Genomic DNA, 23,063 nt, shown 5'->3' with positions numbered 1-23,063 from the left:
GCTGGTCCCGGATGGGTCAGCGCCGGTGCTGTGGGGGTTACAGGGGTCTTTGGGGTCTCGGTCGGTGCCGGGCGCGCGAAGGCGGCCCGGTCAGGCCGCCGGACCGTCCAGCGCGGCCTCGGCAATCGCATTGCGGCACCAGTCAAGGGCCGCGCCGCTGTCAAAGGGCAGGCGCAGGCCGAACCCTTCGACAAAGCTGTCGAACCCGGGCAACCCCCCGCGCCCCACGGCGGTCAGCACCGGAATGCCCGCGGCCAGCGCCTGGCCGATCACGGGGCGAAAGCCGCGCCCGTCCATTTCAGCCTTGCCGAACTTGTTGACGATCAGCAGTTGCGGCCCGGTGGCAAGGCTCTGTTCCACATGGGCCACGGCGTGTTCCAATGCGCCGGGATCCAGGCGGCAGCCGGTGGCATGGGGGCCAAGCTGCTGGCTGATGCAGACCGATTGCGCGGCGCCCAGGATGCGCAGGTTCATGTCACAGCGCGCGCCGGGCGTGGGGGCGGTGTTGGTCTGGATCGCTCCGGCCAGGCGGATGCCTTCAGCCTGCAGCCGGTCCGCGATATCCGCCAGCATGTCATCCAACACGCCGCGTTGATCGGTCACCACATATCCCAGCATCCTTCGGCCCCTTGTCTGTGCGTGGGGGTTGGATACATTATGCCACACCAAGGATAAAGGCCGCACATGGATACCGCCCTGCCAATTCTGCCCCTCCCCGACGACCCGCGCCTGACCCGCAAGGTGCGCGGCCATGACCAGACCGGTGCCGAGACCGAGATCTCCGTGGTCGAGGAGCGCCCCTTGACGATCTTCCTCAACAGTCAGGAGATCGTCACCGCCATGACCATCGGCGACTACCCGGAATATCTGGCAGTGGGGTTCCTGCGCAACCAGGGGATGTTGCGCGCCGATGATGTGGTGACGGGTGTGGACTATGACGACGATCTGGAGGTGGTGGTGGTGCGCACCGAGCGCGCGACCAGCTACGAGGAGAAGGTGAAGAAGAAAACCCGCACCTCAGGCTGTGCGGTGGGCACGGTGTTCGGCGACATGATGGAGGGCTTGGAGGGGCTGACCCTGCCGCAGGCGGAGCTGCGCACCAGCTGGCTCTATGCGCTGTCCAAGGCGATCAACACCACGCCCTCGCTCTACCTGGAAGCAGGCGCGATCCATGGCACGGTGTTGTGCGAACGTGACCGGATGCTGGTCTATATGGAGGATGTGGGCCGGCACAATGCGGTGGACAAGATCGCCGGCTGGATGTTCCGCAACGGGGTCGATGGGGGCGACAAGATCCTCTATACCACGGGGCGGTTGACCTCGGAGATGGTGATCAAGACGGCGCAGATGGGGATCCCGGCGCTGGCCTCGCGCTCAGGCTTCACCGCCTGGGGGGTGGAGATCGCGCAGCAGGTGGGGTTGACGCTGATCGGGCGGATGCGGGGGCAGCGGTTTGTCTGCCTTTCGGGCGAAGGGCGGTTGATCCGCGACGCCGACCCGGCCGCAGCGGGCGAGGAAGATCGCCGCCACAGGCGCAAGGGGGCGCAGGGTGACTGAGCGCTGCGCTGGTGGCGGGCGTGGCTGGGGGGCTGTCTGCCCCCCGTCGCCCGTTCCGGGCGACTCCCCCCGAGGATATTTTTGCAAAGGTGAAGGGGCGGGCGCATGAGCAGGGTTCTGGGTGTGATCCTGGCTGGCGGGCGGGCCACGCGCATGGGCGGCGGCGACAAGGGGATGCTGCCTTTGGGCGGGCAGCGGATCATTGATCATGTGGTTGATCGGCTGGGGCCGCAGGTGGGGGGCATGGCGCTGAATGCCAATGGCGACCCGGCGCGGTTTGCGGGGCTGGGCCTGCCGGTGCTGGCGGACAGCCTGCCGGATTGGCCGGGGCCTTTGGCGGGGGTTCTGGCGGGGATGGACTGGGCCGCTGCTAAGGGGGCCGATGCGGTGGTCAGTGCCGCCGCCGATACGCCGTTCCTGCCGCGTGATCTGGTGGCGGGGTTGCAAGCGGCGGCGGGGCCTTCGGGGCTGGCGCTGGCGGCAAGCCGGGACGCCGAGGGCAAGCTGTGGCGGCATCCGACCTTCGGGCTGTGGCCAGTGGCGTTGCGCGATGATCTGCGCGCGGCGCTGGAGGGGGGCTTGCGCAAGGTGGTGATCTGGACCGACACGCATGGGGCGGGCACCGCCGAATTTGGCGCTGAAGGGTTCGATCCGTTCTTCAATGTCAACACGCCCGAGGATCTGGAGGCGGCGGAAGCGCTGGCGGTCCGGGCATGAGGGTTTACGGGGTCACCGGCTGGAAGAACACCGGCAAGACCGGGTTGATGGAACGTCTGGTGGCCGAGATCTCTGGGCGTGGGTTCAGTGTTTCGACGCTGAAGCATGCGCATCATCACACGGATGTGGATCAGGCAGGGACGGACAGTTACCGGCACCGCGTGGCGGGCGCGCAGGAGGTCTTGCTGGCCTCGCCCCGCCGTTGGGCGCTGATGGCCGAGCTGCGCGGCGCGCCCGAGCCGCCGCTGGAGGACCTGCTGGCGCGCATGGCGCCGGTGGATCTGGTGCTGATCGAAGGCTGGAAGCGGGCGGCACACCCGAAGGTCGAGTGCCACCGGGCCGCTGCCGGGCGGGGACTGCTGGCACCGGACAATCCGACCATCCGGGCGGTGGCCTCGGATGTGGGGCATGACGGGCTGGCGGTGCCGGTGTTCGATCTGGATGACACGGCGGCCATTGCCCGGTTCATCCTGACCGAGGTGGGCCTGGGCGAGGTGGCGTCTTGAGCTTTGATCGGATCGTGGTTGTGGACTGGTCGGCCGCGGGCCGGGCGGTTAGAGGGGGCGATTCCCTCTGGATCGCGCAGGCCCGGGGGGACGCGGTTGAAAGCTGGAACCCGCCAACCCGTGCCGAGGCTGAGGCCCACCTGCGCGCATTGATCAGTGCGGCGCTTGACGCAGGTGAGCGGGTGTTGATCGGCGTCGATTTCGCCTTTGGCTACCCGGCAGGGTTTGCCGCAGCGCTGACCGGACGGGCCGAGGCGCTGGCGGTCTGGGAATGGTTGGCCGCGCAGGTGGAAGATGACAGGCGCAACCGAAACAACAGGTTTGAGGTCGCAGCGCGGATCAACCGAGCGCTGCCGGGCCTTGGGCCGCTCTGGTTTCATCCCCCGGGCCAGACCTGGCCGGGGCTGCCGCTGAAGGGATCGGAGCGGCGCGGGCATGGGCTGGCTGAGATGCGGGTCACCGACGCGCGGGCGAAGGGTGCGCAATCGGTCTGGAAGCTGGGGGGGGCAGGTTCGGTTGGCAGCCAGGTCTTGACTGGCCTGCCGGTGCTGTGGCGGTTGCGCGCAGCCTTTGCCGGGCAGGTCGCCGTCTGGCCGTTCGAGGCGGCGCAGGCGGCCCCGGTGGTCGTGACCGAGGTGTTTCCATCGATGCTGCGCGCGGAGATCGCCGCGCTCTCGCCGCCCAGACACGGGAAAGCCGGTCGCCACGATTGGCCGGTGCGGGATGCGGTGCAGGTGCGCATGCTGGCCCTGGCACTGGCGCGGCTGGCGCAGGAGGGGGCTTTGGGGGGGCTGTTCGATGCCGCCGACCCCACCGCACCGCTGGCCGAGGAAGGCTGGATCCTGGGCGCTGGGGCCGAAGCGGATCTGCGCGCGGCAGCCCGCGCGGTGGGCGCAGCCGCCCTGCCTCCGCAAGACACAGACGCCCCTGCGACCGCGCCACACCGGCTGACCCCGCCACGGCTGCGCAATGATTGCTTCGCCATGCCGCAAGGCGTGGACTGGGTGCCGGTGGAGGATGCGCTGGCACGTCTGCGCGCCGCATTGGTGCCCATCACCGATACCGAGGACCTACCCACCGCCGCCGCCGGACTGCGGGTTCTGGCCACGGATATCAGCGCGCGGCGCTCCAACCCGCCGCAGGCCAATGCCGCTGTCGATGGATATGGCTTTGCCCATGCAGCGCTAGATGGGTCCGGTCCCTATGAACTCCCCCTCCTGCAGGCGAGGGCCGCTGCCGGGCAGCCGCTGAAGGGCGCAGTGCCCATGGGATCGGCGGTGCGTATCCTGACCGGGGCGATCCTGCCCAAAGGCGTGGACAGTGTGGTTCTGGAGGAAGATTGCGCGACGGATGGCGCGCGGGTCGCCTTTGACGGCCCCGTCAGGCGTGGCGCCAACAGCCGCCGCGCAGGTGAGGATGTGGAGGCCGGGGGCCCTGCCCTTCCGCGTGGGCGGCGGCTGACACCGGCGGATCTGGCCCTGCTTTCGGCCCTGGGTGTGGGACGGGTGCGGGTGCTGCGGCCTCTGCGGGTGGGGGTTCTGTCCACGGGGGATGAATTGCTGTCCGACCCGGGCGCACAAGCGGCGCCGCATCAGATCTTCGACGCCAATCGACCCATGCTGCTGGAGGTCGCGCGCCGCTGGGGCCATGCGCCGGTGGATCTGGGCCATGCGCCGGATCACGCGGCAGAGATTGCGGCCCGGCTGGACCGGGGCGCGGCCGAGGCGGATGTGATCCTGACCTCGGGCGGCGCGTCGGCGGGGGATGAGGATCATGTCTCAAGGCTGCTGCGGGAGCGTGCGCAGCTGTCGAGCTGGCGGATTGCGCTGAAGCCGGGGCGCCCGCTGGCGCTGGCGCTCTGGCCCGGAGACGGGGGACAGCGCGTACCGGTGATCGGCCTGCCCGGAAACCCGGTGGCCGCACTGGTCTGCACCCTGATCTTTGGCCGCCCGGCGCTGTCGCTGCTGTCCGGGGCGGGGTGGCTGGAGCCACAGGGCTTCCAGGTTCCGGCGGCGTTTTCCAAGCGCAAGAAACCGGGACGCCGGGAATTCCTGCGCGCGCGCCTGGGCGCCGATGGCACGGCCGAGGTCTTTGCCTCGGAAGGGTCGGGACGGATCAGCGGGCTGAGCTGGGCCGAGGGACTCGTGGAACTGCCCGATGGTGCGGCCACCATCGCCCCCGGCGACATGGTGCGCTACCTGCCTTACACAAGCTTCGGGCTGGGATAGACACCTCCAGCCGCCAGGGCACCCACGCACCCTTGTCGGCCATTCGCGGAAAAGCAGAGGTGGCACTCCCGCCCGTCTTCGGCGCTTGCGCGCCTCATCCCGTTGGGCCGGGCCCGCGCGCAAGGCGCGCGGGCCCGGCCCAACGCCTGACCTGCCGCAGGGCACCTGCGGCGGGATCAGGGGGCGGGAGCACCCCCCTGCCATCTGACCCTGTGGCTGGATCGGTGTCTTTGCCCTGCCCCTGGTGGTTTCGGTGTTTGATGGGGCTTGTTCCTGCGGCATTGGCGTTGCATAGCACAGGGGATGGCTGCGCAACTTGACTATCCCACGATCCACGAGATCTTTCGCCGGTTCCAGGCTGCGGAGCCGGAACCGCAGGGCGAGTTGCACCATCTCAACGCCTTTACCCTGCTGGTTGCGGTGGCCTTGAGTGCGCAGGCAACCGATGCCGGGGTAAACCGGGCCACGGCGGCGTTGTTTCCCATCGCCGACACACCCGAGAAAATGCTTGCCCTGGGCGAAGAGGGGCTGATCGCGCATATCCGCACCATCGGCCTCTATCGCAACAAGGCCAAGAACGTCATCAAGCTGTCGCGCATCCTGGTCGAGCACTACGGCGGGCAGGTGCCGTCATCGCGCGCCGCCCTGCAATCCTTGCCCGGCGTCGGGCGCAAGACTGCCAATGTGGTGCTGAACATGTGGTGGCGCTTTCCGGCGCAGGCGGTGGATACGCATATCTTTCGGCTGGGCAATCGATCCGGCATCGCGCCGGGGCGGGATGTGGTGGCCGTGGAACGCGCGATCGAGGATCACATCCCGGCCGAGTTCCAGCTGCACGCCCATCACTGGATGATCCTGCACGGGCGCTACGTCTGCAAGGCGCGAAAGCCCGCCTGCGGGGCCTGCCTGATCCGCGACCTTTGTGCCTATGAGGAGAAGACCCTGTGAAGACCTATCAGGTGGCCGGGATCGGCAATGCCGTCGTCGATGTGCTCAGCACTGTGCCGGACCGGTTTCTGGATGACCATACCGTCCGCAAGGGCATCATGCAGCTGATCGAACGCGACCGTGCCGAGGCGTTGTTCGCCGCCATGTCCGCCCGGGACACCGCGCCCGGCGGGTCGGTGGCGAATACGCTGGCGGGACTGGGCAAGCTGGGGTTGCGCACGGCCTTTACCGGGCTGGTGGCTGATGATGATCTGGGCCGGGGCTATGCGGCCGACATGGCGGCGCAGGGCACGGATTTCCCCAACCCGCCGGCGGCGGGCGCGGCGCTGCCGACTTCACGCTGCATGATCTTTGTCACGCCCGATGGCGAGCGGTCGATGAACACCTATCTGGGCATCTCGGCGGAACTGGGGCCTGATGACGTGAATGAGACCGTTATGGCCGACAGCGAGATGGTGTTCCTGGAGGGCTATCTGTTCGACAAGGACAAGGGCAAACAAGCCTTCCTGAAGGCCGCGCGGGCCTGCCGGGGAACCGGCGGGCGCGCGGGCATCGCGCTGTCGGACCCGTTCTGCGTGGACCGCCACCGCACCGACTTTCAGGCGCTGGTCGCAGGTGACATGGATTTCGTCATCGGTAACGAGGCTGAATGGGTCTCGCTCTATCAGGCCAATGATCTGGATGACGCACTGGCACGCGCGGCGCGCGACTGTCCGCTGGTGGTCTGCACCCGCTCGGGCGATCCGGTGCGGGTGATCCATGACGGGCGCGTGACGGATGTGCCCGTGGACCGCGTGACCCCGGTCGATGCCACCGGCGCGGGCGATCAGTTCGCCGCCGGGTTCCTGTTGGGTCTGGTGCAGGGGCATGACATGGGAACCGCGGCGCGCATGGGCTGCATGGCCGCGGCCGAGGTCATCGGCCATCTGGGCGCGCGTCCTGTCACTGATGTGGGCGCGCGGATGCGCGATGCCGGGCTGATCTAGCCCGGCCACCAGAGGGTCACCGGGATCGATCGCGAGGGCTGCGCCGGGGCAATTCAGCACCACACCGCGCCTCAAGCCAGGAAAATCCGGCGCCAGAGGCTTGAAACTGACGTCCGGAACAGTGCACAGAGTCCGGGCAGGCCCTGCGCGCCTGTTGCATCGTCCGCATACCCTGCATCGTTCGGCGCATCCCGGATACCCCGCCGCCCGGGGGCCCCGGCCGGGGCGCGACAGAGCCGGAGGCTTCATGACCACGACCAATCCCAATTTCACCGATGCCGAATACGAAGCCCGTATCGCCGCCACCCGCGCCGAGATGGAATTGCGCGGCCTGGACCTGCTGGTGATCACCGACCCGTCCAACATGAACTACATCGCCGGCTATGACGGCTGGTCCTTCTATGTGCATCAGGCCGTCATCCTGCCGCTGGAGGGTCCCACCGTGTGGTGGGGCCGCGCCATGGATGCCGCAGGCGCCCTGCGCACCGTGTTCATGAAGGATGATGACAGCATTGTCGGCTATGACGACAGCTATGTTCAGAACCCGCAGAAACACCCGATGGAGGCACTGGCCGCGCTGATCATCGACCGGGGCTGGAACACCGGCTGGATCGGGGTGGAGCTGGACAATTACTATTACTCGGCCGCGGCGCATCAGACGCTGGTCAACCACCTGCATGAGGCGAATTTCGTCGATGCCACGGGGCTTGTGAACTGGCAGCGCTCAATCAAGTCGCATTCGGAAATCGAATACATGCGCCGCGCGGCCCGGATCGTCGAGCGCATGCACCAAGTCATTCTGGACGTGGCCGAACCCGGCATGCCAAAGAACAAGCTGGTGGCCGAGATCAGCCGCGCGGGGATCGAAGGGGCAGACGGCCATTGGGGTGACTATCCGGCGATCGTGCCCATGGCGCCTTCGGGGCTGGATGCGACGGCGCCGCATCTGACCTGGGATGACCGCCCCATGCGACGCGGCGAATCCACCTTCTTCGAGATCGCGGGGGCGCATCGGCGTTACCATTGCCCGCAGTCGCGCACCCTGTTCTTCGGCCCGCCACCGGATCTGTATCGCCACGCCGAAGAGGCCGTGCTGACGGCCATGGAGGCGGGCCTGGCGCAGGCCTATCCCGGCAACCGCTGCGAGGACGTGGCCAACGCCTTCAACGCGGCCCTGAACAAGCGCGGCTTCGAAAAGGACAGCCGCTGCGGCTATTCCATCGGTCTGAGCTACCCGCCGGACTGGGGCGAGCGAACCATGTCCTTCCGGCGCGGTGCGATGACCGAACTCAAGCCGGGAATGGTGTTTCATTTCATGCCCGCGCTGTGGCTGGAGGATGGCGGGCTGGAGATCACCGAGCCGATCCTGATTACCGAACACGGGCCGGAATGTCTGTGCAACACGCCCCGGCAGATATTCGTGAAGGACTGAGCCATGGCGATCACTCCGACCATACCACTGGATCAGGACGGCGCGCATCACGGCTTTCTGCGGCTGCCCTATTCGCGCGATGACAGTGCCTGGGGCTCGGTGATGATCCCCATTTCGGTGATCCGCAACGGTGACGGGCCGACGGCGCTGTTCGTGGCCGGAAATCACGGCGATGAATACGAAGGGCTGATCGCCCTGCATGAGTTGGCCGCCACACTGAACCCGGGGGCAATTCGCGGGCGGGTGATCATTCTGCCCGCGCTGAATCAGCCGGCGGTGGCCGCGGGCAAACGCACATCGCCCATTGATGGCGGGAACATGAACCGCGCCTTTCCGGGGCGGGCGGATGGCACGGTCACGCAGAAGATTGCGGATTATGTCAGCCGCATTCTGGTGCCAGAGGCCGATCTGGTCTGTGACCTGCATTCGGGCGGGCGGACCCTGGATTTCCTGCCCTTTGCTGCCGTGCATGTGCTGGAGGACAAGGCCCAGCAGGCCGCCTGCGAGGCCGCCATGGCAGCCTTCAACGCGCCCTGGTCGGCGATCATGCTGGAGATCGATGCGGTGGGGATGCTGGATACCGAGGTCGAGAGCCAGGGCAAGGTCTTTGTCACCACCGAACTGGGCGGCGGCGGCAGCGCCACCGCGGTCAGCCTGGCGATTGCCCGCAAGGGCGTGCGCAACCTTCTGTGCCATATGGGCATTCTGTCCGAAGCACCGGAAATGGCGCCGACGCGAATGATCGACATGCCCGATGCCGATTGCTTCACCTTCTGCGACACCGCCGGGATGATGGAGCCGCTGGTCGATCTGGGTGCCATGGTTGCCAAGGGGGCGCCGATCGCGCAGGTCTGGCCGCTGGGGCGTCCGGGGCAGAAGGCCACAGTCTTTCACGCCGGGCGTGACGGTGTGCTGGTGGCACGGCATTTTCCGGGCCTGATCCAGCCGGGTGACTGTCTGGGCGTGGTGGCGGTCCCGCTGGACAGCTGAGGCAGACCCACCCGGCAAGGGCGCCTGCGGCAGCGGTGGGGAGCGCCCCCGAGGCGCGCCCACCCACCCACCCTTCGCGCCTCGGGGGCGCGCGGCGCTGACCCCTGTGCCGCGCACCAGGCGGCAGCCACGGTCGGCGTGAAACGAATGGACCCGGCCACCAAAGGGGGCCGGGTCCATGTATCCTGGGCTTGGCGTTCCTGCGAAGGGTCGCGGTTATTCGCCGAGCAACGCGCGCAGTTGACGATAGACGCCTTCCAGCGCGTCGCGGTCTTCACCGGCAGCGCGCAGCAGGGTGTTGAGCGTGGTGCGCTGCATGGTGCCCATATCCGCCTGGTCCAGAAGCTCCTGCACGAAGGCGCGGGCGCCATCCTCGGGCAGGGTTTCAGGCAGGCCGTCGCTCAGGGCTTCGTCCACGGCCTCGACCGTTTCGTCATCCACCGGGGCGGCATCGGGTGCCTCGGCGTCAGGGGCCAGGGTTTCAGGGTCGGCCATATCCGGGTCGATCCCACCGGGGTCCACCGGTTCCGTGGCCGTGGTGCCGGGTTCGATGGCCTCCGGGCGCAGGGTTTCGGGCTCGGTTGTCTCCGTTTCGGGGGCAACCGGCTCGACCGCCTCGGGGTCAATGGCATCCTGCTCGGCAGCTTCGGTGTCCAGGCCCTCGGTTTCTGTGGTCTCAGCCTCCGGGGTTTCGGTATCCGCCGCCTCGGGTGCAGGTGCCTCAGCTTCAGGGGCCTCAGCTTCCGGGGCTTCCGTGTCAGGGGCTTCCGGGTCCGTCAGAGCGGGATCGGCGTCTTCGGCCATAGGATCGTCCCCGGCAAGGGGCAACTCTTCTGCCGCTTCCGCTTCGGCCTCGGCTTCCAGTTCGGCCTCGAACGAATCAGGCTCGGTGGCGGGTTCCTCGGTTGTTTCGAGTTCCGGTTCCTCGGGTTCGATGGCCTCGGGGGGCGTCACTTCGGGTTCCGGCTCGGGGGCCGAGACCGGCTCCAGCGGTGGCGGCGCGGCGGGGCGCGTTCCCAGCCACATGCCGATCCCCGCAACCAGAACCACCAGACCAACCAGCAATCCACGTTTCATGGCAAAATCCTTGCATTGCGTGCGCCCAGCGTGGCGTCATGCGACTGCCCTAGGCCAAGGAAACGCCGATTGCAATTCACAGCCCGTCAAGATCGGCGTCATCATGCCGCCACGCCATGCATTCGCGCTTGAAAGGTGCCTTAAGGAAGGATAATTTGCACGCTGCAGTATCGCAATTGAAGGACACAGACCATAGCCCGCAGACCTCACAACGCCCCGCCAACGCGTGACACCGGCCCCAGGGTCAATGAACGCATCCGCGCCCCGGAGATCAGGCTCATTGGCGCCGATGGCGAAAATGTCGGAGTCGTCCGCCCCGAGGTGGGGCTTCAGATGGCGCAGGAAGCGGGTCTGGACCTGGTCGAGATCTCGCCGAACGCCTCCCCGCCGGTCTGCAAGATCATGGACTTCGGCAAGTTCAAGTATGAACAGCAGAAGCGCGAGGCAGAGGCCCGCAAGAAGCAGAAGACCATCGACATCAAGGAGGTGAAGTTCCGCCCCGGGACCGACACCCATGATTACGATGTGAAGATGCGCAATGTGATGCGCTTTCTGGAAGCGGGCGACAAGGTGAAGGTCACCCTGCGTTTCCGTGGCCGGGAAATGGCGCATCAGCAGCTGGGCATGGAGCTTCTGAACCGGGTCGCCTCGGATGTGGGGGAACAGGGCAAGGTGGAAAACATGCCCAAGCTGGAAGGGCGGCAGATGATCATGATGATCGCCCCGCGCTGACATTGCCCGCCGCGCGTTGATCGCCCCCGCCCGCGCGGGGGCGTTTGCGTTTCCGCGCGTGCCAGTAGGTGTTCAGCAACTGGTGACCAACACCACCGGAAACAGGGTAACGGCGCTCGCACCCAGCCCGATCCAGGCACCGGCGCGCGGAAGGAACCGCTGCAGCCCCGCTCCATGTGGCAAGGCCAGCAGCAACGCCCCATGGGCCAGCAGCCCGGCCAGCCACAGCCCCACCATGGTCAGCCGTGCGCCGGTTCCCAGCCCTTCGGGGCCGGTCACGCCTGCGCAGGCCATGCCATGAGCGCCATAGACCGCCACGAAAAGCAGCGCCCAGAGCAAAGGCCCCAGCAGCGAGAGGCCAAGCCATCTCATACCACACCGGCCTGGACCAGGATCACCAGCGCCGTGATCAGCGTGGTGACGGCGGTGAACTCCTGCCACAGCCGCCAGGCAGGCGCGGCACCGGGGGTATCGGGCGTGATCTCGCCCCGGCGCAGCTGATCCAGCACGAAGCCGGCCATGCCTGCGGCCACCAGCAGGTGCAGCCCCACATAGCCCGCCACCACCGCGCGCAGCGCGTCGCGGGCGTGGCGCGTGGGGTCATCCAGTTGGGCGCCGATCCACAGAACCCCCGCGAGCGCCAGCAGGTTGACCAGCAGCCCCGCCAGCGCCGCCCCGGACCCGCTGGCGCGCGCCGCCAGAACGCCCAGGCCCGCCGTCGCAACGACGAAGCCCATGGCCCATCCCATGGTCAGATGCTCGACCGAGGCCGAGGGCGCCGCAGGCCCCGGCGTGACCACCTCCAGAAACGCCAGCCCGAACAGAAGCGAGGCGAAGAGCGTCCCGTTGGCCACCAGAAACGCCACCAGCCCGCTTTGCCCCAGCGTGACCCCGGCGCGGAAATGCACCGGCAGACGCAGACCCGGCGCGGCCTGCACCTGGGCCATGTCACCCGATGGCGCCATGCCGCGCGCCCAGACCCAAATCAGCACCGCCACAGGCACCAGCGCCGCCCCCGCCAACGCATAAAGCCCTGCCAGCATCAGCAACACGAACCCCCCGATACTGGCCGACAGCGCCAGCGGCAGCGCGGTATTCCCCGGCAGCACCGCCACATGCAGTGGGCGTGCACCGCTGACAGTGCTGACCAGAACCTCGCGACGGCCGCGCGGCGCGCCGGGCAAGACCCCTTCGCCCCGCGCAAGTGTCAGCGCCGCCTGCGCCGCGCCGCACGCCGCCTGCTCCGGCAGGGGAAGCGAGGCGAAGTTGTAATTCGGCGCAGGCACCGGCATCGCCCAATCGAGCGTCGGCGCCTCCCACGGATCGCGCGCGGCGCGCTTGCCCAGGGTTGCCTGCAGGATCAGGTCCAGCGCGAACATGGCAAAACCGATGGTCAGCACAAAGCCAAAGATCGACGAGGTCAGGTTCAGCCAGATCCATTCCGGGTTGTCGGGGTAGACATCAATCCGGCGCGGCATCCCCAGAAGCCCGGTCAGATGCATGATGAAGAACGTGCCGTGAAAGCCGATCAGGATCACCCAGAACGCGGCCTCGCCCAGCCCGTCGATGCGCCGCTTGCCGGTGATCAGCGGCATCCAGTAGGTCGCCGCCGCCATCATCGGAAACACGAACCCGCCAATCAGCACATAATGCAGATGCGCGGTGACGAATGCCGTGTCATGAGCCTGCCAGTTGAAGGGCACAATCGCCAGCATCACCCCCGTCAGCCCGCCCATGACAAAGGTCAGGAAGAAGCCCAGGATGTGATACATGGGCAGCACCAGCTGCGGGCGCCCCTTCCACATGGTGCCGATCCAGGCAAAGACCTGTACCGCCGTCGGCACCGCCACCAGCACGCTGGCCGCCGAAAAGAACGCCAGTGCCATATGCGGGATGCCCACGGTGAACATGTGATGCACCCACAGGCCGAAGGACAGGAACACCAGCCCCAGCACCGCCGCAACGATCGCGCCATAACCCAGGATGGTCGTGCGGCTCAGGATGGGGATCATCATCGACATGACGCCCGCGGCCGGCAGGAAGATGATATAGACCTCCGGATGGCCGAACAGCCAGAACAGATGCTGCCACAGCAACGGATCGCCCCCGCGCGCGGGGTCAAAGAACGGCCAGTCAAAGGCGCGCTCGATCTCCAGCAGGACCGATCCGGCAATCAGTGGCGGAAAGCCCACCAGCATCATCACGCTGGTCCCCAACATGTACCAGCCAAAAAGCGGCATCGCCGTCAGCTTCATCCCCGGCGCGCGCTGGCGCAGGATCGTCACCGTGATCTCCACCGCCGCCGCAATGGCCGAGATCTCCACGAAAGTGACCCCCAGCAGCCAGACATCGGCATTGATGCCGGGGGAATGCGTGGCATCCGACAGCGGCGTGTACATGAACCAGCCGTCCCGCGGTGCCACCCCGAACAGCAGGGCTGACAGCATGATGAGACCGCCGAACAGGTAACACCAGTAGCCGAGTGCTGTCAGACGCGGAAAGGCCATGTCGCGCGTGCCCAGCATCTTGGGCAGCAGCCAGATGCCCAACCCCTCCAGCATGGGAATGGCGAACAGGAACATCATGATGCTGCCATGCATCGTGAAGATCTGGTTATAAAGTTCCGTGTCCAGAAACGCGCCCTGCGGCGTGGCCAGTTGCGCGCGGATCAGCATCGACAGGATCCCGCCGATGGCAAAGAAGACCAGCGCCGTGGCCATGAAGCGCAACCCCAGCGTGGTGTGACTGACGGCGGTGATCTGTCCCCAAAGCCCGCGGTCATTGGCCCAGACGCGGGCAAGCGCCCGATGCAGGGTCAGGCTGCGCTGAGGCGGGTTGCGGGGGATATCGCTTGCCGCGTCTGCGGGGGCGGATGTGACGGGAGCGTCGGTCATTTTGCCTCCGTTCCGTCACCGTTCAGCACCGGCGGCCAGTCGGCATGGGCAACCACATCGAAGCGCATGCGCGCATGGCCCTGCCCGCAGAATTCCGCGCAGAGCCCCGCATAGCGCCCCGGTTCATCGGCCATGATCCTTGCGCGGTTCGTGCGGCCGGGAATGGCATCAAGCTTGCCCGCCAGCCGGGGCACCCAGAAGGAATGGATCACATCCTCGGAGGTGATCAGCACGTCCACTGGCTGTCCGGCGGGAATATGCAGGGTGTTTTCGCTTTCCACCGGCGCGCCCTCGGCATCCGCATGGGTAAAGCGCCAGTTCCATTGCCAGGCGTGGGCCTCGACCGTCACCACCCCGTCATCGCGGGGGATGATCCGCTCACCCACCCACAGCCCTGCCGCCAGCACCGGGGTCAGGATCACCATGGACAGGCCCAGACCCAGGCCAAGGGTCCAGCGGCCCTCGCGCACCGGGCGGGGCGCGCCCAGGGCCAGCAGCACCAGCCCCACCATGAACACCGTGATCACCGCCGCACCCGCCAGCATCCCCCACCACAGCCAGGCGATATCCGCCGCCGCAGGGCCGCCCGGCTCCAGCGTGGACAGCGGCCCGGAACAGCCCGCGACCAGCAGGGGATATGCCGCAAATCGTTTCACAGCGGCTCCAGAAACCCGGGAAGCGGCTGGTTGCGGGGCGCCATCAGCGCCTCGGGGAAGAGTGCGATCAGCGCATCGGGGGCCGGTTTGGCCAGCACCAGCCACAGCACCAGGCCGATCAGCGGCACCACCGCCAGCAGCGCCAGCCCCGCGGGGGGCAGCCTGTAGGCACCCCTGCCCTCACCCGCCTGGACGATCAGATGACCCAGCCAGGCATGGACCAGCACCATGCCCGCCACGCACACCAGCTTGGCCAGCATCCAGGAGTCCAGCACCTGCAAGGCGAAGACCAGAATCGTCCCCGCCGTCACCGCCACCACCGCCGCGGGGGTGACAAAACCCACATAGGCGCGGTGCGTCAGCCAGCGAAACTCGGCATAGCCGGCCTGTTCGCGGATCTCGGCGCGGCGGCCGTAGCGCTGGATCAGCAGCGGCAGCAGCACCAGTCCCGCGCACCAGAGCGCCAGCGCCACGATGTGGATGGCCTTGAGTAGGGCAATCACGCCGGAACCTCGTGCTTCAGGGCCCGCCAGCCGAAGATCGCGGCCAGCACGGCCAGCGGCACCATGCCCGGCACCCACATGATCAGCCCGGCCAGTTGCTGATCCTGCAGGGCCTCCAGCCCGAACCGCGGCGCATGGGCCAGATGCTCCAGATAGAAGGGCGCCGGAGCAAAGGTCAGCAGCGCGCCCAGAAGCCCCATCTGCCCCACCAGTGGCACCAGCCACAGCGCCTGCCCCAGCGCAGGCCGCGCCAGCACCGCCGACCAGAAGGCCCAGGCCGGCAGGATCAGCGCCGCCTGCATCAGCCAATAGACCGCCACACTGTCCCAGGCGGCGCTGTAGACCGCGGGCAGGTGCCACAGCCACAGCGCCGCCGTAAGGGCCAGGAACGCCATACCCACCGGCGCCCGGCGCCAGGGAAAGGCCAGCGCCAGCGCGGGGGCCAGCAGGCTGATGATCACCAGATGATGCAGGGCCCGGGCCGAAAACAGCGCCACTGTCATCGCGCAAAGCGGCGAGACAAAGGCCAACACCGCCGCGCCAAGGGCCAGCGCATGCGCCTGTCGGCGGGCGGGGCTTTCGCGGCGCAGCAGATGCAGGCCCAACACCAGTGCCAGCCCCAGCGCGCCCAGCAACACCAGGTCCAGGTTCCACGCGCGCACCCACGCCGAAGGGTCCGGCGCGGGTCCGCAATAGGGGTGTATCGCGTCAAGCTCTGTCCGCATGGTGGTCCGAAGTGCCTTTCCGTCGATGATTCCGTGTCAGACAACACCGAACAGGAAAAGCAGGATGATCACCGGCAGGGGAATCCCGACCATCCACATCAGAATCGCACGCATGGATCTGTCCTTTCAGCTTGGACCTTTTCAGGCGGTTACCGGGACAACCCTTGAACCCGGCCCGCGGTTCCCTGCGCCCTGCCCGCGCGCGGTTTGCTTCTAGAACACCCCGCCATCCACCATGGCGCGCGCCAGCACGCGATAGCCCGCCACACTGGCCGCCCGGCGATAGTCGATCCCGCCGCCGGGCATGCAACAGCTTGTCCGCTCGGCCTTCAACCGGTCGTGGATGGCGCACATGATCTCGCGCAGGTCGGTGTCCAGCTGGTCGGCGGGCCAGCGGGCAAACCCGGCATTCTGGCGCATTTCCAGCCCCGAAAGCGCCACCCCGCCCGCATTCGCGGCCTTTCCGGGGGCCTGGATCACGCCAGCCCTGGCCAGATGCGCCTTGGCGTCTGTCGTCACCGGCATGTTCGCGCCTTCGGCCAGGACGCGGCAGCCGCCATCAGCCAGGGCGCGGGCATCCTTCAGGTCCAGTTCGTTCTGGGTGGCGCAGGGCAATGCGATATCGGGCTCCAGCGCCCAGGGTTTGCAGCCGTCGATAAAGGTCACGCCCATATCCTTGGGCGGGGTCTGCGCCGCATCCCCCGATACGCCCAAGAGCCAGTCCAGCGCAGCCGCCGAAAACCCGTCCGCTGCGTGCCAGGTGCCCGCGCGTCCGGACAGCGAGATTACCCGCGCCCCCAGAGCCATGGCCTTGCGCGCGGCATGGGCGGCGACATTTCCGCGCCCGGAAATGGCGATGCGCTTGCCCTCGATCCCGGCGCCCTCCTCGGCCAGCATGGCCTGGGTGAAATAGACCAGCCCGTATCCCGTAGCCTGCGCCCGCATGGCGCTGCCGCCCTGGCTTTGGGGCTTGCCCGTCAGCGCCCCGCCCCAGACCCGGGCATGCTGCATCCAGGCCCGGTTGAGCAGCCCCAACTCTGCCGCGCCGACGCCGATATCGCCTGCGGGCACATCACGGTCGGGGCCGATATGGGGGGCAAGCCCGGCCATGAAGGCCTGGGCGAAGCGCTCGATCTCGGCCGCAGACCGGCCCGAAGGGTCGAAATCCGCGCCGCCCTTGGCGCCCCCCAGCGGCAGGCCGGTCAGCGCGTTCTTGAACACCTGTTCAAAGGCCAGCGCGCGCAGCACCGACAGGTTCACCGACGGGTCCCAGCGCAGCCCGCCCTTGTAGGGGCCCAGCAGGTTCGATTGCTGCACCCGCCAACCACGATTGACCTGCACCGCGCCGCGGTCATCGCGCCAGGTGACGCGGAATTCAATCACCTGATCGGCCTGGCACAGGCGCTCCAGCACGCGCGCGGCCGTGAATCCGCTGTCGGCTTTTTCGATGGTCAGCACATCGGCGGCGATGCTCTCCACCGCGCGCAGGAACTCGGCTTCGCCGCCGTGGCGATGCGCGATGCCAGACATGAAATTTTCCAGCAATGTGTCGGCGCGATCCTTCATTGGGGTCCTTTCGGTCAGAGGGAGGCAGCAGCCAGCGATGCCGCCAGAACGATGGCCAGCGCGGTCAGAAAAATGGCAAGGGCCAGGGCAAGTTTTGGGCGCATGTCACACCAGCTCGAAGATTTCGTAATCGATATGGTGGTCCGCAACACCCATGCCATGTAGCGCCTTGCGCACGGCATCAAGCATCGGACCCGGGCCGCACAGCAGATGCGGCCAGTCGCGGGTGTCTTCGGGCAGGACACGGCGCAGCAGCTCCGCATCCACATAGCCGCTTTCGCCGTCCCAGCCTTCGGGCCTGGTTTCAGGCACATGGATCACGCGCAAATCCAGGCGCGCGCGCATGGCGTCCAGTTCCTCGCGGAATGCGGCATCCTCCAGGGTGGGGTTGGCATAGATCAGGGTCACCGGGCGCGGATCGCCCCGCGCCTCCAACGCATGCAGGTTCGACAGGATCGGCGTGATCCCCACACCCCCGGCGATCATCACGAAGCCCGGCGCCCCGGCCATCCGGTCCACGGAGAAGGCGCCATAGGGGCCATCCACATAGGCCCGTGCCCCCACCGGGGTCTGCACCAGCTCTGCCGTATGATCGCCCAGCGACTTGATGGAGAACGCCAGGTTCGGCCCCTTTTCCGGCGCGGTGGATATGGTGAACGGGTGTTCCACCATGGAGTGGGCCGACCGCCCCACCTTCAGCCAGGCGAATTGCCCCGGCTTCCAGCGTTTCAACGGCTGGCCCAGCGGTTCCAGTTCCAGCGTATGCACCCCGCCGGGTTCCGCCGTGTTGGCCACCACGCGCCAGGGATTGCGGCCTTGCACCCAGGGACGCCACAGCCGCGTGTAGGCCAGGATCACGGCCCAGGCCAGCGTCGCCCCCAGCCAGAGCGCGCGTTTCCCGGGCGTGTTGGTCAGATTGCCCACACCCAGCACATGCGCAATCGCCGACGCAAAGCCGACGATGGCCAGACCCAGATGCAGGGCGCGCCAGTATTCATAAGGCAGGCGCAGCAGGCCGCGAAATTGCGAGGTCACCACCAGCCCCGCAAAGCAGAGCAGAGCAAGGCGCCCGGCGGTCAGCTCCCACCGTGCCTCCAACGGGTTGAGCACCCCAAGCGCGGGTTCGTGGAACACATAAAGCAGCGCGAAATGCGCCAGCATCAGCCCTAGCGCCGCCCAACTGAGGTAACGGTGGCACAGATAGACGATATCGGCGCCAAACGGGTGCGTGATCCAGCGCAGCCGCCCGGTCAGCGCAAATTGCAGCGCCACCATGGCCAGCGCGCCAAAACCCAGCCCCATGCTGAAATCCCAGGTAAACCCCTGCGGCGCCACACGCTCGCCCCAGTGCAGGGCGGCAAAGGGCGCGGCAATGGCCAGCACCCCCAACGCCACGATGGCGCCGCCATGCAACCACACCGCCAAAGGCCGGTCAGGGGTGGGCTGATGCGCCCTTGGCACATCGGTGATCGTGGTTGAGGATGTTCGCGTCATTCCGGGATAACCCCCCCGGCGCGTGATGGTTCCCGGGGCACAGGGCCGCGGTGGGGATCACGCCTCGGGGTTCGGGCGTCTGGTGCCGATCTGATAGTCGAAGACCAGCTTGCCCCCGTGCCAGCCCGTCACCACCGTCAGAGCGGCCGCCAGCACTGACATGGTCAATCCCAACGGCAGAACGGCGCCTTCGGGGTCGCCCACTCGCAGCCCCCAGTTTGCCCCGATCACCGACAGCAGCATCACCGCCAGGATGAAATGCGTCCAGCTGGCCGAGCGGTTGCGGATGCCCCGCACGATCAGCAGTTCCACCGTGCCGGTGATCCCCGCAATCACCCCCATCAGAAAGGCGCCGAACGCCGCCCAGCCCGCCGCCCGGGGCCAGAACGCATCGCCCGTCCACCAATAGAGCAGATCCGCCCCCAGCACCGACATGGCCAGTGCCACCGGAAAGGCCACCAGCATGGCATGCAGCGGGTGCCCGGCGATGGCGATGCGCGATTCCGTTTCGTGCAGGGCGCGGTTTTCCTCGACCGGGTCAACAAGTTCTGAAGGCGCGCGGGACATCAGGGATAGCGTCCTCAAAAACCCCCGGAGGCGTTGGCCATGACCGCCGCAATGGGCGTATCGGTGGAATCCGGGTGCTCACCCTTGTCCAGTTTCAGGATTTCAGCCAGGGCGCGACGGGCGCGATTGGCGCGGCTCTTGATGGTGCCCGGCGCGCAGTTGCAGGTCTCGGCCGCCTCTTCGATGGAAAAACCGAAGGCCCCCACCAGGATCAGCGCCTCGCGCTGTTCAACCGGAAGCATGTCCATCGCCGCGTGCAACTCCTGCATGGCCAGACGCCCGTCATGATCCGGCTTCGATGCCAGTCTTGCGGCAAAGATGCCCTCACCGTCCGACACTTCACGCGCGCGCTTGCGGCGCAGGGACAGATGCGTGTTGCGCAGGATCGTGAACAGCCAGGCGCGCAGATTGGTGCCGGCCTGATATTGGTCGAATTTCGTCCAGGCCTTGACCACGGTATCCTGCACCAGATCATCAGCCGCTGCCACATCCCCGGTGAGCCCGCGCGCAAAGGCCCGCAGCGATGGCAGATGTGTGACGATTTCATCACGCGGATCAGGGGTCTTGTGCGAAACGGGGGCCTGGGTCGCCTTGCCGGGACCTGTCATTGATCACCCGCCGAGTGCTGGGCATCCTGGGATCGCAAGGCATCAAGCAATTCCATCAGCGACGGCGGCAGGTCCTCGGAGGCCGCATCGCTGTAGAGTCGCTTGAGGTTCTCGTCGATCTGCTCGGACACATTTGGCGGGATGTCACCCGCCTTTCCGGGCTTCGTCTGGTCACGGCGTGTCATTTCGGCTGTCTGCTCCAGGGTTTGCAGCGGACAGGGCCCCGTTCTGTTGCGCGGCACCACAGATCCACTGAATTCATTTTCGTGTCACGGAACCAAACACCGTTTTCAGCGTTTGGTTCCCCGTGTCGCATAATTTTTGCCTGAAGTCGCCGATTATGGCACTACCCTATCGAAAACGAAGAGCCGAAGGAGCTGTAATGTCCATGTCGATCCGTATCGCCGAGGAACTGCCCTATCTGCGCCGCTACGCGCGGGCACTGACCGGCAGCCAGTCAACCGGCGACAAATATGCCGCGGCAACTCTGGAGGCGATACTTGCAGATCGCTCGCTGCTGGATTCAAGCCTGTCACCGAAACTGGCGCTGTTTCAGGCCTTTCATACCGTCTGGCAGACCACTGGCGCGCCCATCGGTTCGGAACCCGTCGAAGGGATCGAAGGCCGCGCCCAGACCCTGCTGGCACAACTGACCGCCAACACGCGGGAGGCGCTGCTGCTGCGCTCGCTCGAAGAGTTTTCCTTTGGCGATATCGGCCAGATCATCCAGGTGGGCGAGGATGAGGCGCGCGAACTGGTGGCCATCGCCTATCAGGAGATGTCGAAATCCGTTCAGGGCCGGGTGCAGATCATCGAGGATGAGCCGCTGATCGCGCTGGATATCCGCAATATCGTCACCGACATGGGCCACACCGTGACCGGCATTGCCCGCACCCAGGCCGAAGCCGTTGCCCTGGGCAGGCGTGAACGCCCGGACCTGATCCTGGCCGATATCCATCTGGCCGACGATTCCTCGGGGATCGACGCCGTGGGCGAGTTGCTGCGCGAGTTTGGCGAAATGCCGGTAATCTTCATCACCGCCTATCCCGAACGGCTGCTGACCGGCGAAAAGCCCGAACCGGCCTTTCTGATCACCAAGCCCTTCGAACAGGAACAGGTGCGCTCGGCCGTGTCACAGGCGATGTTCTTTGCCTCGACCCAGACGCTGAACGCCTGACACACCCAGTGCGGCGCATGTTCCGACAGGGGTCCGGTTCTGCCGGATCCCTTCTTTGATGGCATGGGCAGACAGCGCAGCACGGTGTCGGATATTCGCGCAGCGGCTGGTCAAATGTCCGGGGGGCTGGGAACCCTGCCCGTGATTACGTGTTGACTCCGCAGACGCCGCCACTGGCGGCATGGAGCAGACGCCGCCAAGGGCGGCATGGAAAAGCGAAGGAGTCACTTATGCTTGGCTGGGCACTTACCTTTCTGATTGTCGCGCTTGTCGCGGCTGCGCTGGGGTTCACGGGGATCGCCGGGACGGCCTCTTCGATCGCGCAGATCCTGTTCGTGGTCTTCCTGGTCCTGTTCCTTGTGGCCATGATTGCGCGTGCGGTGCGGGGCCAGCCCCCGGTATGACCGCGCACCCCACAGGATGAAACACTGGCGCGCCGGGAAAGGCCGTACTGGCCTGCCCGGCGCCACCATCGTAGCGGAGGTTGACATGAGCGATCAGACCACAGGACGCATCCCCTCGCAGGATGCACAGGCCCTCAGCGGCGGACCGGGCGGTCCCGGCAACACACCCGGCCCCGAACGGTCCCCGCTGGAGTTGCTTGTCGAGGTTCATACACGGCTGGTTGACACAATCAGCGGATTCGAAAAGATCACCGAAAAGGCAACGCCCGAGTATCGCCCCGTGGCCGAGGACTTCCTGGAGATGCATCGTCGGCATGAGGCCGAGCTGGCCGCCCAACTGGCGAGCATGGGGCATGAACCACAGGCTGACGGGTCAATCTTCGGCACCGTGAATCGTGCCGTCGTCGCCGTGCGGTCCTGGTTTGAGGATGTGTCGGACAACGTCATGGACCGTGTCAAGCAAGGCGAACGCCATCTGATCGAGGCTTATGACGCCGCGCGCGAATCCCGCCAGAGCATCGATACCAACGCGATCCTGATGCGCCATAGCGCCGAAATCGATGCGATGATGGAAAAGCACGAAGCATAGAGGGCGAACCGCCCGCTTTGGTGCGAGGGGAACTTGCGCGCCCCTCGGCCGGTGCCGAGCGCTGTCGGAGAGCGCTGAGCTTACCCGCCCTCGGCCAGTGCGCGCATGACAGTGTCCGTGCTGCATTTGCTGGCCCAGCTTGTCAGCAGGACGCTGAGCGCAACCAGCACCACCGACCCTGCCCCGACACCCGCGTAAACCGCAAGTGCTATCCAGACGGAATGGCCGGCAATCAATGCCGCAGCTGCAATCAACGCGCCGATGACCATCCCGATGATGACTATTCCCAAGGCCATTGAAGGTTGCGCCCCTGTCAGTTCGCCCGAACTCTGCTCGACACAACAGTACATTTTAAAACAACCGCCCTCATGGTGGAATTTATACAACTATAGGTTGTATCTTTCAATTCACATTTCCAGTCTGTGGCAGGATCACGCCGATTCCTTCGAGTCCCCTGACCATAGCGCCAGAAATATGGCAAACTTTTGGCAGTATGATCGGGCGGCGGGATGCAGCCATGCTCGATGATGTACATGCAACATCACCGGTTAAAGAATCATCGATGATTGAACACGGTTCAGGATCAGTCCGTCAGGAAATGCGCAACATCACGCATATGGATGTGCCGCCGGGAATGTCCCGGTCGATGTTGAACTTTTTGGGATGAAGGGTGGCGTTGCTCTCCCTGAGCCGTAGGCTCGGGGTGT

At 66.5% G+C, this 23,063-nt stretch carries 25 protein-coding genes; 12 read left to right on the top strand and 13 right to left on the bottom strand.

The features are described from left to right. Positions 1 to 90 precede the first annotated feature (90 nt). Entirely contained in the window at positions 91 to 618 is a 528-nt protein-coding gene (locus HUK65_RS11135; protein WP_179906344.1) for a DUF2478 domain-containing protein, read from the bottom strand. Between the two features lie 66 nt (positions 619 to 684). Between HUK65_RS11135 and HUK65_RS11130 the strand changes: the two genes are divergently transcribed. The 8 genes from HUK65_RS11130 (at position 685) to doeB (ending at position 9,364) form a co-directional block, all read left to right on the top strand. Next, on the top strand, positions 685 to 1,557 hold the full coding sequence (locus HUK65_RS11130) for a formate dehydrogenase accessory sulfurtransferase FdhD (protein WP_179906343.1): 873 nt from the start codon (positions 685 to 687) through the stop codon (positions 1,555 to 1,557). Between the two features lie 105 nt (positions 1,558 to 1,662). Continuing rightward, positions 1,663 to 2,274, top strand: a complete 612-nt coding sequence (mobA, locus tag HUK65_RS11125) for a molybdenum cofactor guanylyltransferase MobA (protein WP_179906342.1) — start codon at positions 1,663 to 1,665, stop codon at positions 2,272 to 2,274. Then, positions 2,271 to 2,780, top strand: coding sequence for a molybdopterin-guanine dinucleotide biosynthesis protein B (gene mobB, locus HUK65_RS11120; RefSeq protein WP_179906341.1), 510 nt, complete (start codon positions 2,271 to 2,273; stop codon positions 2,778 to 2,780). Before mobA ends, mobB begins: the two co-directional genes overlap by 4 nt. A 449-nt stretch (positions 2,781 to 3,229) precedes the next feature. After that, complete coding sequence (locus HUK65_RS11115; protein WP_407692430.1) at positions 3,230 to 5,008, top strand: molybdopterin-binding protein; 1,779 nt, start codon at positions 3,230 to 3,232, stop codon at positions 5,006 to 5,008. 303 nt (positions 5,009 to 5,311) lie between these two features. Beyond that, positions 5,312 to 5,956, top strand: coding sequence for an endonuclease III (gene nth / locus HUK65_RS11110; RefSeq protein ID WP_179906338.1), 645 nt, complete (start codon positions 5,312 to 5,314; stop codon positions 5,954 to 5,956). Further along, complete coding sequence (locus tag HUK65_RS11105) at positions 5,953 to 6,942, top strand: adenosine kinase (RefSeq protein WP_179906336.1); 990 nt, start codon at positions 5,953 to 5,955, stop codon at positions 6,940 to 6,942. The genes nth and HUK65_RS11105 overlap by 4 nt, the downstream gene beginning before the upstream one ends. Before the next feature lie 247 nt (positions 6,943 to 7,189). Beyond that, positions 7,190 to 8,374 (top strand): ectoine hydrolase DoeA, encoded by a 1,185-nt coding sequence (doeA, locus tag HUK65_RS11100; RefSeq protein WP_179906334.1) that lies wholly within the window; start codon positions 7,190 to 7,192, stop codon positions 8,372 to 8,374. Positions 8,375 to 8,377: 3 nt separating this feature from the next. Beyond that, complete coding sequence (gene doeB / locus HUK65_RS11095) at positions 8,378 to 9,364, top strand: N(2)-acetyl-L-2,4-diaminobutanoate deacetylase DoeB (protein WP_179906331.1); 987 nt, start codon at positions 8,378 to 8,380, stop codon at positions 9,362 to 9,364. A gap of 216 nt (positions 9,365 to 9,580) precedes the next feature. Here doeB and HUK65_RS11090 read toward each other — a convergent pair whose 3' ends face one another. Further along, positions 9,581 to 10,441, bottom strand: coding sequence for a hypothetical protein (locus HUK65_RS11090; protein WP_179906329.1), 861 nt, complete (start codon positions 10,439 to 10,441; stop codon positions 9,581 to 9,583). A gap of 192 nt (positions 10,442 to 10,633) precedes the next feature. Between HUK65_RS11090 and infC the strand changes: the two genes are divergently transcribed. Then, positions 10,634 to 11,173 (top strand): translation initiation factor IF-3, encoded by a 540-nt coding sequence (gene infC / locus HUK65_RS11085; RefSeq protein ID WP_179906379.1) that lies wholly within the window; start codon positions 10,634 to 10,636, stop codon positions 11,171 to 11,173. 72 nt (positions 11,174 to 11,245) lie between these two features. On the opposite strand, the gene HUK65_RS11080 is transcribed toward infC, so the two are convergent. The 10 genes from HUK65_RS11080 to HUK65_RS11035 all read right to left on the bottom strand — a co-directional run bounded on the left by HUK65_RS11080 (position 11,246) and on the right by HUK65_RS11035 (position 20,371). Further along, positions 11,246 to 11,545: a hypothetical protein gene (locus HUK65_RS11080; RefSeq protein ID WP_179906327.1), complete on the bottom strand. Its 300-nt coding sequence runs from the start codon at positions 11,543 to 11,545 to the stop codon at positions 11,246 to 11,248. After that, complete coding sequence (gene ctaD / locus HUK65_RS11075) at positions 11,542 to 14,067, bottom strand: cytochrome c oxidase subunit I (RefSeq protein WP_179906325.1); 2,526 nt, start codon at positions 14,065 to 14,067, stop codon at positions 11,542 to 11,544. The genes HUK65_RS11080 and ctaD overlap by 4 nt, the downstream gene beginning before the upstream one ends. After that, the gene (locus HUK65_RS11070; RefSeq protein ID WP_179906323.1) at positions 14,064 to 14,723 is read right to left on the bottom strand and encodes a cytochrome c oxidase subunit II; all 660 of its coding nucleotides are present in this window, start codon (positions 14,721 to 14,723) and stop codon (positions 14,064 to 14,066) included. The genes ctaD and HUK65_RS11070 overlap by 4 nt, the downstream gene beginning before the upstream one ends. Then, positions 14,720 to 15,226, bottom strand: a complete 507-nt coding sequence (locus tag HUK65_RS11065; protein WP_179906321.1) for a CopD family protein — start codon at positions 15,224 to 15,226, stop codon at positions 14,720 to 14,722. Before HUK65_RS11065 ends, HUK65_RS11070 begins: the two co-directional genes overlap by 4 nt. Then, positions 15,223 to 15,951, bottom strand: a complete 729-nt coding sequence (locus HUK65_RS11060; protein ID WP_179906319.1) for a cytochrome c oxidase assembly protein — start codon at positions 15,949 to 15,951, stop codon at positions 15,223 to 15,225. Before HUK65_RS11060 ends, HUK65_RS11065 begins: the two co-directional genes overlap by 4 nt. Positions 15,952 to 16,164: 213 nt before the next feature. Then, complete coding sequence (locus tag HUK65_RS11055) at positions 16,165 to 17,517, bottom strand: Glu/Leu/Phe/Val dehydrogenase dimerization domain-containing protein (RefSeq protein ID WP_179906317.1); 1,353 nt, start codon at positions 17,515 to 17,517, stop codon at positions 16,165 to 16,167. A gap of 105 nt (positions 17,518 to 17,622) precedes the next feature. Next, a complete protein-coding gene (locus HUK65_RS11050; RefSeq protein WP_179906315.1) occupies positions 17,623 to 19,011 on the bottom strand; it encodes a ferredoxin reductase family protein in 1,389 nt (462 codons plus the stop codon). 57 nt (positions 19,012 to 19,068) lie between these two features. Next, complete coding sequence (locus HUK65_RS11045; protein ID WP_179906312.1) at positions 19,069 to 19,578, bottom strand: DUF2231 domain-containing protein; 510 nt, start codon at positions 19,576 to 19,578, stop codon at positions 19,069 to 19,071. Positions 19,579 to 19,592: 14 nt separating this feature from the next. After that, a complete protein-coding gene (locus HUK65_RS11040) occupies positions 19,593 to 20,186 on the bottom strand; it encodes an RNA polymerase sigma factor (RefSeq protein ID WP_179906310.1) in 594 nt (197 codons plus the stop codon). Further along, positions 20,183 to 20,371 (bottom strand): NepR family anti-sigma factor, encoded by a 189-nt coding sequence (locus HUK65_RS11035; protein ID WP_179906308.1) that lies wholly within the window; start codon positions 20,369 to 20,371, stop codon positions 20,183 to 20,185. Before HUK65_RS11035 ends, HUK65_RS11040 begins: the two co-directional genes overlap by 4 nt. 203 nt (positions 20,372 to 20,574) lie before the next feature. Here HUK65_RS11035 and HUK65_RS11030 point away from each other — a divergent pair, with 203 nt between their 5' ends. The 3 genes from HUK65_RS11030 to HUK65_RS11020 all read left to right on the top strand — a co-directional run bounded on the left by HUK65_RS11030 (position 20,575) and on the right by HUK65_RS11020 (position 22,356). Beyond that, positions 20,575 to 21,363, top strand: coding sequence for a response regulator (locus HUK65_RS11030; protein WP_327787113.1), 789 nt, complete (start codon positions 20,575 to 20,577; stop codon positions 21,361 to 21,363). A gap of 230 nt (positions 21,364 to 21,593) precedes the next feature. Further along, a complete protein-coding gene (locus HUK65_RS11025; protein ID WP_179906304.1) occupies positions 21,594 to 21,767 on the top strand; it encodes a DUF1328 domain-containing protein in 174 nt (57 codons plus the stop codon). Between the two features lie 85 nt (positions 21,768 to 21,852). Continuing rightward, positions 21,853 to 22,356: a DUF2383 domain-containing protein gene (locus HUK65_RS11020; RefSeq protein WP_179906302.1), complete on the top strand. Its 504-nt coding sequence runs from the start codon at positions 21,853 to 21,855 to the stop codon at positions 22,354 to 22,356. An 80-nt stretch (positions 22,357 to 22,436) separates the two neighbouring features. Here HUK65_RS11020 and HUK65_RS11015 read toward each other — a convergent pair whose 3' ends face one another. After that, positions 22,437 to 22,652, bottom strand: a complete 216-nt coding sequence (locus HUK65_RS11015; RefSeq protein WP_179906300.1) for a hypothetical protein — start codon at positions 22,650 to 22,652, stop codon at positions 22,437 to 22,439. Positions 22,653 to 23,063: the final 411 nt, after the last annotated feature.

Origin of the sequence: Rhabdonatronobacter sediminivivens, from assembly GCF_013415485.1 — a bacterium.
In the GTDB taxonomy this organism is placed as follows: domain Bacteria; phylum Pseudomonadota; class Alphaproteobacteria; order Rhodobacterales; family Rhodobacteraceae; genus Rhabdonatronobacter; species Rhabdonatronobacter sediminivivens.
Note: the sequence above shows the minus strand (reverse complement) of the source record. Positions and strands in the feature narration are given on the sequence as shown.